This window comes from Ruegeria sp. CH2 (genome assembly GCF_056537065.1).
In genome coordinates, this window is record NZ_JBQFQV010000025.1 from 19,935 (window position 1) to 27,320 (window position 7,386).

General features: G+C 60.6%; 9 protein-coding genes. 7 read left to right on the forward strand and 2 right to left on the reverse strand.

From position 1 onward, the window contains the following. The first annotated feature begins 23 nt into the window (after window positions 1-23). Together ACR0M9_RS20035 and ACR0M9_RS20040 are read left to right on the forward strand one after the other, a co-directional pair. On the forward strand, window positions 24-242 hold the full coding sequence (locus ACR0M9_RS20035) for a YMGG-like glycine zipper-containing protein (protein ID WP_480774474.1): 219 nt from the start codon (window positions 24-26) through the stop codon (window positions 240-242). 11 nt (window positions 243-253) lie between these two features. Next, on the forward strand, window positions 254-625 hold the full coding sequence (locus ACR0M9_RS20040; protein ID WP_480774475.1) for a hypothetical protein: 372 nt from the start codon (window positions 254-256) through the stop codon (window positions 623-625). A 4-nt stretch (window positions 626-629) separates the two neighbouring features. Here ACR0M9_RS20040 and ACR0M9_RS20045 read toward each other — a convergent pair whose 3' ends face one another. Next, window positions 630-824, reverse strand: a complete 195-nt coding sequence (locus ACR0M9_RS20045) for a SlyX family protein (RefSeq protein WP_209504826.1) — start codon at window positions 822-824, stop codon at window positions 630-632. Between the two features lie 131 nt (window positions 825-955). Here ACR0M9_RS20045 and hisS point away from each other — a divergent pair, with 131 nt between their 5' ends. From hisS to hisG, 3 genes are read left to right on the forward strand one after another with little or no spacing between them, the layout of a single operon-like run. After that, on the forward strand, window positions 956-2,443 hold the full coding sequence (hisS, locus tag ACR0M9_RS20050; RefSeq protein WP_480540032.1) for a histidine--tRNA ligase: 1,488 nt from the start codon (window positions 956-958) through the stop codon (window positions 2,441-2,443). Window positions 2,444-2,446: 3 nt separating this feature from the next. Next, window positions 2,447-3,535, forward strand: a complete 1,089-nt coding sequence (locus ACR0M9_RS20055; protein WP_480774476.1) for an ATP phosphoribosyltransferase regulatory subunit — start codon at window positions 2,447-2,449, stop codon at window positions 3,533-3,535. Then, a complete protein-coding gene (gene hisG, locus ACR0M9_RS20060; protein WP_480484818.1) occupies window positions 3,532-4,221 on the forward strand; it encodes an ATP phosphoribosyltransferase in 690 nt (229 codons plus the stop codon). The genes ACR0M9_RS20055 and hisG overlap by 4 nt, the downstream gene beginning before the upstream one ends. On the opposite strand, the gene ACR0M9_RS20065 is transcribed toward hisG, so the two are convergent. Continuing rightward, window positions 4,222-4,653 (reverse strand): DUF1489 family protein, encoded by a 432-nt coding sequence (locus tag ACR0M9_RS20065; RefSeq protein WP_267363648.1) that lies wholly within the window; start codon window positions 4,651-4,653, stop codon window positions 4,222-4,224. A gap of 114 nt (window positions 4,654-4,767) precedes the next feature. Between ACR0M9_RS20065 and ACR0M9_RS20070 the strand changes: the two genes are divergently transcribed. Both ACR0M9_RS20070 and ACR0M9_RS20075 read left to right on the forward strand, forming a co-directional pair. Then, entirely contained in the window at window positions 4,768-7,050 is a 2,283-nt protein-coding gene (locus tag ACR0M9_RS20070) for an adenosylcobalamin-dependent ribonucleoside-diphosphate reductase (protein ID WP_480774477.1), read from the forward strand. A 136-nt stretch (window positions 7,051-7,186) separates the two neighbouring features. After that, a partial coding sequence (locus tag ACR0M9_RS20075; protein ID WP_480774478.1) for a hypothetical protein occupies window positions 7,187-7,386 on the forward strand: 200 nt, incomplete at its 3' end.

A 7,386-nucleotide genomic window follows, 5' to 3' on the forward strand; every position in this document is an offset into this window, starting at 1 on the left:
TCATGCCACGGGAGGGCGTTGATATGACGATTGCAGGTCTCAATTTCAGAACGATTGCATTGGGGGCGGCGGCATCGCTGGCTTTGGTTTCGGCGACAGCCACGCTTGCGGACGACAAGAAGAAAGAGAACACGATCAAAGGTGCTGTGATCGGGGCCGGGGTCGGGGCCTTGATCGGCGACGGCAAGGGCGCCGCCGCAGGGGCAATTGCTGGTGCGCTGATCGGCGCGAACTCGAAATAAGCGGGGGCGGGATGATGCGTTTGAACGCGATGAAAGTGATCACAACCGCCGCGCTGCTTACAGGGCCCGGCTATGCCCTTGCGGACGAGGAAGCCGAACAGATGGTGCAAGCGGCGCTGCCGCTCATGTATCACACATGCGCGTCGGTCATCGAAGAGGCTGACGGGAATGAAGAATACATTGTGGACGTGGTCGGCAAGATGACGGCGTTGTCCCTTTATAACCGTCAGGTCGACCTCGAAGCTCATGCCAGTTCGGACGAGGAAAAGGCCACGCTGCGCGAAACATTTGTGGCGGCTCTGAAAGACGGCTGCGCCGGGGATGAAAACGCCCTGCTGGGTGGCGTCGTCGACGACGCGGTGAAATCAACGCTGGGGCTGTAAGCTTTCAGTAATGTGGCGGACGTTCGTCACCAAGGACAACGCCGCCTGACCCTTCCTGTGCGCGCTCGGCCTCACGGTGCAGCAGCATCTCGACACGGCGGGTCAGCCGGTCAATCTCGGCCTGTTGCCGGGTGACAACCGCGTTCAGATCGTCAACCGTGCGGGTCAGATGGGCAATCTGTTCTTCCAGTTGCTGCATGGGATGCTCCTGTCTTTCAGGCTGCACATAGCGACCCCGTGACGCCTTGGCCAGAGAAAGCGCGCCTTGCCCAGATGCGGGCCATGGGATAGACCGCGCGCGGAACAGGTACACTCCCAAGGACGCCCCACATGGCCAAGCCCAAGAAACAGCCCCGCCCCAAGGCCGAAACGCCGAAAGGGTTCCGTGACTATTTCGGCGAGGAAGTCACGCAGCGCACCGAGATGCTGCGGACGATTGCGGGCGTCTATCATCGGTACGGGTTTGACGCGCTTGAGAGCAGTGCGGTCGAAACCGTCGAGGCGCTGGGCAAGTTCCTGCCCGACGTGGACCGCCCGAACGAAGGCGTCTTTGCGTGGCAGGAGTTTGACGAGGGCGGAAATGGCGACTGGATGGCCCTGCGCTATGACCTGACCGCGCCTCTGGCCCGGGTTTACGCCCAGCACCGCAACGACCTGCCGACGCCTTATCGCCGCTATGCGATGGGTCCGGTCTGGCGCAACGAAAAGCCGGGGCCGGGGCGGTATCGGCAGTTCTATCAATGCGATGCAGATACGGTTGGAACCGCCTCGATGGCTGCTGATGCCGAGATCTGTGCAATGCTGGCCGACACGCTGGAAGAGGTTGGCATCCCGCGCGGCGACTACATCATCCGGGTGAATAACCGGAAGGTTTTGAACGGTGTGCTGGAGGCGATGGGTCTTGGCGATGATCAAGCCGCACGAGACAACGTCCTTCGCACTATCGACAAATTCGACAAGGTGGGTGAGCAGGGTGTGCGCGAGTTGCTGACCAAGGGCCGTCTGGACGCGTCGGGCGCGTTTATCGACGGCGTTGGTCTCAGCGATGATCAGGCAGACCCGGTTATCGCCTTCCTGACTTCCAAGGCCGTCGATACCGCTGGTACATTGGCCAACCTCCGCATTGCCGTGGGTGACAGCAAGATTGGGGCGGATGGGATTGCTGAGCTGGAACAGATCGCTGAACTTCTCTCCGCTGGCGGCTACGGCCCCGACCGCATTGTCATTGACCCCTCCGTCGTCCGTGGCCTGGGCTATTACACCGGTCCGGTCTACGAGGCCGAACTGACGTTCGAAATCTTCGACGAGAAAGGCCGCAAGCGGCAATTCGGCTCGGTTGCGGGCGGCGGGCGCTATGACGATCTGGTCAAGCGGTTCACCGGGCAGGAAGTGCCCGCGACCGGGGTGTCCATCGGCGTCGATCGGTTACTGGCGGCGCTGCGCGAAAAGGGCCGGATCAGCGCCCAGGCCAAAGGCCCCGTGGTCGTCACCGTCATGGATCGCGACAGGATGGCCGATTATCAGGCGATGGTGGCCGAGCTGCGCAATGCGGGCATCCGGGCCGAGGTGTATCTGGGCAATCCCAAGAACTTTGGCAATCAGTTGAAATACGCGGACAAGCGCAACTCTCCGGTTGCGGTGATCGAAGGCGGGGACGAAAAGGCAAAAGGCATCGTGCAGATCAAGGACCTGATCCTTGGGGCTAAGATCGCCGAAAGCGCCACGCTGGAGGAATGGAAAGAACGCCCCAGCCAGTTCGAAGTATCGCGCGCTGATCTGGTCGCGAAAGTGCGTGAAATTCTGAACAGTCAGGACTGACCCATGCCCAACCGTTCCCAGATACAGGCCCGTGCCGCGATGATGCGTGTCCGGTTCGAGGCTGCGGGCGCGCAGGTGGTGGATACCCCGCTGCTGCAACCCGCTGAAATGTTGCTGGACCTCTATGGCGAGGATATCCGCGCCCGTGCCTACGTCACCTCGGACGCGCTGCGGGGCGAGCAGATGCTGCGCCCGGATTTCACCCTGCCTGTTGTTCAGATGCACATGCGGGACGGGGCCGAGCCAGCGCGCTATACCTATTCAGGTGAGGTGTTCCGCCGTCAGGAACACGACCCGGACCGTTCGAACGAATATATTCAGGTGGGGTACGAGGTTTTTGACCGCGATGATCCCGCTGGTGCCGATGCCGAAGTGTTTTCGCTGATGGCAATGCAACTGCGCGGGCTGCCTCTGCGCGCAGCGACCGGGGATATCGGTATCCTAACCGCGGCTGTCGAAGGGCTTCGGACCACAGACCGCCGCAAGGCCGCGCTGATGCGGCACCTGTGGCGGCCGCGCCGGTTTCGTGCGCTGCTGGACCGGTTTGCAGGGCGTAAACCGGGGCCCGAAGGCCGTGACGCGCTTTTGGACGCGGACGACCCGATGGCGGTTGATGTTCCGATGATCGGCAAGCGCCGCGGGCCCGAGATTGCCGACCGGATCAAAGCCCTGCGTGAAGATCGCGCTGCGCCGCCGATCTCTGACAATGAACTGGCCGGGTTGGAAACGCTGCTGAATGTGCGTGAAACCATGCCCTTCGCGTTGGAACAGCTGAGGGATGTGGCAGTGGATCTGCCGCAGATCACCCCGGCACTGGACCGGTTGGAGGCGCGGATCGCAGCCCTGCAAGCGCGTGGCGTCGACGTCGCGCGGCTGGATTTCGAAGCGTCTTATGGCCGGACATCAATGGAATATTATGACGGGTTTGTCTTTGGGTTCTACGCCGAAGGCCGTCCCGACCTGCCGCCTGTCGCCACCGGTGGGCGCTATGATGCGCTGACGCGCCGCTTGGGCGATGGGGCCGAAATCCCCGCAATCGGTGGCGTGATCCGCCCGGACCTGATGCTTGAAATCGAGGAGGCCGCGCAATGAGTGTGAAACTGGGCGTGCCCTCGAAGGGCCGGTTGATGGAAAAGACCGTCTCATGGTTCGAAAAACATGGCATCATGCTGTCCCGCAACGGCTCGGACAGGGAATATGCGGGTAGGGTTGACGGGATTGACGGCGTCTCGCTGGTTCTGTTGTCGGCGGGTGAGATTCCGCGCGAACTTGCGTCGGGCCGTATTCATCTGGGCGTCACCGGCATCGATCTGGTGCATGAGAAGCTGCCACGCTGGGAACAGCAGGTCGAAGAGATTGCGCAGCTGGGCTTTGGCAAAGCCGATCTGATCATTGCCACACCCGCCTGCTGGGTCGATGTGGACACGCTGGACGATCTCGATGCGGCGGCAGCGGCATTTCGCAACACCCACGGCCACCGGCTGCGGATCGCCACCAAATATCACCGACTGGTGCGGGAGTTCCTGACCGACGCGGGCGTGGCCGACTACACTCTGGTCGACAGCCAGGGAGCGACCGAAGGTACGGTCATGAACGAAACAGCCGAAGCAATTGCCGATATCACCTCCTCAGGTGAAACCCTGCGGGCAAACCACCTCAAGATCCTGTCGGACGGTCTGATCCTGCAATCGCAGGCCACGTTGTGGCGCAGCCGGGTTGCAAAGGTCGACGCGGCGGATAAGGCGGTTCTGACGGAATTGCTGGATCGGCTGCGGTAACTACAGCACACCGATATCCGCAAGGGCGCGGTTCAGATCATCGGGCAGGGTGTCATCCTGCGCGCGCCCTTTCGGAAGGTCGGCTGGTGTATCTTCGGGCTTCAGGTATCGCCAACCCTGAAACGGGCGTTTCAAGGCGTTCTGGGTCCGATGTACGTTAGGGTCGAGAACGATGGCGCAGCGGCGGATACCGTCCTCGCCGATCACCTCGTCCAGGCGCAGAATGCGCTGACGGCACTGTACGACACCTTTGATGACCCAATAGATTGATCCGCCATTCAGAATCTCGGCATCACGTTTGGGCCACATGCGGGTTACGTGGCGCGGATATCCGTCCTCATAAAGCGGTTTGCGGCTGTCTTGCCACGCGATCAGAGAGTCCACGCTTTCCGAACCAACCGAAAGTTTGATGAGGTTCACGTACTTATCCACAGCTTTCCCACAGAGTCGTCCCTTTGCTATCTATCCATTGTAGCTCAGGATTGGCTTTCATCAAGGTGTAGTGGGTGTTAGTCTGGATACCTCTTTCAGCACAGGGAATCACCAATGAGCCGCTTTGCCGCCCCCATCGCCGAGCAGATCTGGGACATGAAATACCGCTTCAAACAGGCGGATGGCACGCCCATCGATCAGACGGTTGAAGACAGCTGGCGACGCATCGCCCGTGACCTCGCGCGGGTCGAGGACGACCCGGATCATTGGGAAGACAGGTTCTACGAGGCACTGGAAGATTTCAAATATCTGCCCGCCGGGCGCATCACTGCTGGCGCAGGCACCGCGCGGCAGGTGACACTGTTCAACTGCTTCGTTATGGGCACCATCCCCGACAGCATGGGCGGCATCTTTGACATGCTGAAAGAGGCCGCGCTGACCATGCAGCAGGGGGGCGGGATCGGCTATGATTTCTCGACCATCCGGCCGCGCGGCGCGGATGTAAAAGGCGTGGCGGCGGATGCCTCGGGCCCGCTCAGCTTTATGGATGTGTGGGACGCAATGTGCCGCACGATCATGTCCGCGGGTTCGCGCCGGGGGGCGATGATGGCCACCATGCGCTGCGATCACCCCGATATCGAACAGTTCATCACCGCCAAATCCGACCCGGCCCGCCTGCGCATGTTCAACATGTCGGTGCTGGTGACCGATCCCTTCATGGAGGCGGTCAAGGCCGACGGCCCGTGGGAGTTGCAGTTTGATGGCAAGATCTATCACACCGTGCAGGCGCGCGATCTGTGGAACAAGATCATGCAGGCCACGTATGATTATGCCGAACCGGGCGTGATCTTCATAGATCGCATCAATCAGGCCAACAACCTGAGCTACGTTGAAACCATCGCCGCGACGAACCCCTGTGGCGAGCAACCTCTGCCACCTTACGGGGCGTGCCTGCTGGGCTCGATCAATTTGGCGCGGCTGGTGGCCGAACCGTTTGGGGATGCCGCGCATCTGAATGAACCGGCGTTGCAGGAACTGGTCGCGACAGCCGTGCGCATGATGGATAACGTCGTGGACGCCTCAAAATTCCCGTTGGCCGAGCAAGAGGCGGAAGCGCAGGACAAGCGCCGCATCGGGCTGGGCGTGACGGGTCTTGCGGATGCGCTGCTGATGCTGGGCTTGCGCTATGGGTCCGACGAGGCGGCGCGTCAGACGGAACGCTGGTTGCACGCAATCGCCCGCGCCGCATATCTGGCCTCGGTCGATCTGGCTAAGGAAAAAGGCGCGTTCCCCCTGTTCGACGCCGAGAAATACCTGGCCAGCGGCACAATGCAGCAAATGGATGACGACGTCCGCGATGCGATCCGCGAACATGGTATCCGCAACGCTCTGCTGACCTCGATCGCACCCACGGGCACGATTTCGCTTTATGCCGGGAACGTGTCGTCGGGGATTGAACCGGTCTTTGCCTATGCCTACACCCGCAAGGTTCTGCAAAAAGACGGCTCGCGCACCGAAGAAGAGGTCGTGGATTACGCCGTTCAGATGTGGCGCGACAAGTTTGGCGACGCAGCGCTGCCGGACTATTTCGTCAATGCCCAGACCCTGACGCCGTCGGATCACGTCAAGATGCAGGCGGCAGCGCAGAAATGGATCGACAGCTCGATCTCCAAGACCATCAACTGCCCGGAAGATATCAGCTTTGACGCCTTCAAGGACGTCTACATGCAGGCCTGGGATCAGGGCTGCAAAGGGTGCACGACCTATCGCCCCAACGATGTGACCGGCTCGGTTCTGACCGTTTCTGAAAGCGATGACAAGGTGCCGGGGGAAAGCGCGAGTGCGCCTCATGAAATTGAAGGCGGCGACGTCATCTACATGTCCGAACCGCTGGATCGCCCGCAATCGCTGGAGGGGTCGACTTACAAGCTGAAATGGCCCGATAGCGAGCACGCGATTTATCTGACCATCAACGACATCATCATCTCGGGCCGCCGCCGCCCGTTCGAAGTGTTCATCAACTCCAAGAACATGGAGCATTACGCCTGGACACTGGCGCTGACGCGGATGATTTCGGCCGTGTTCCGCCGGGGCGGAGACGTGTCCTTTGTGGTCGAAGAGCTGAAAGCCGTTTTCGACCCGCGCGGCGGGGCGTGGGTCAAAGGCAAGTATATCCCATCGATCCTGGCCGCGATCGGGGGCGTGATCGAACAGCACATGGTCGCCATCGGCTTTCTGGAAGGCGAAGGGATGGGGTTGAAATCCGATCCCCAGGCGCAAGTGGTGAACCTGGACGCGCCACGTGGCAAAGCCTGCCCGTCCTGCGGTCAGTACGACATGGTCATGATCGAAGGCTGCATGACCTGCCGCAGCTGCGGTCATTCCAAATGCGGATAGGTATGAAGCGCTGAACGAAATATATGTGGCGTGTCACGCGACATGACCTAAACGTTTCAATAGGTCATTTTGGCTGGAGATATGAGAAAACGGCCACGGAATTCTTCCGGGGCCTTTCTCCTGTCTAGCGGAGTTGATGAATGGCGATAGCGCTGCTGGTACATCGTGGCCACCAAGAAGTGGAGATGAGACAAAAACCCGGAACCAAGCAGAGCCACGGCGAGAAAGTCGTAAAGACATTCGTCGCGCGACGCGCAAACTTTACTCTGCGGAACAGAAGGTCAGGATCGTGCTGGACGGCCTCAATGGTGAAGACAGCAAATCAGATTTTCCTTC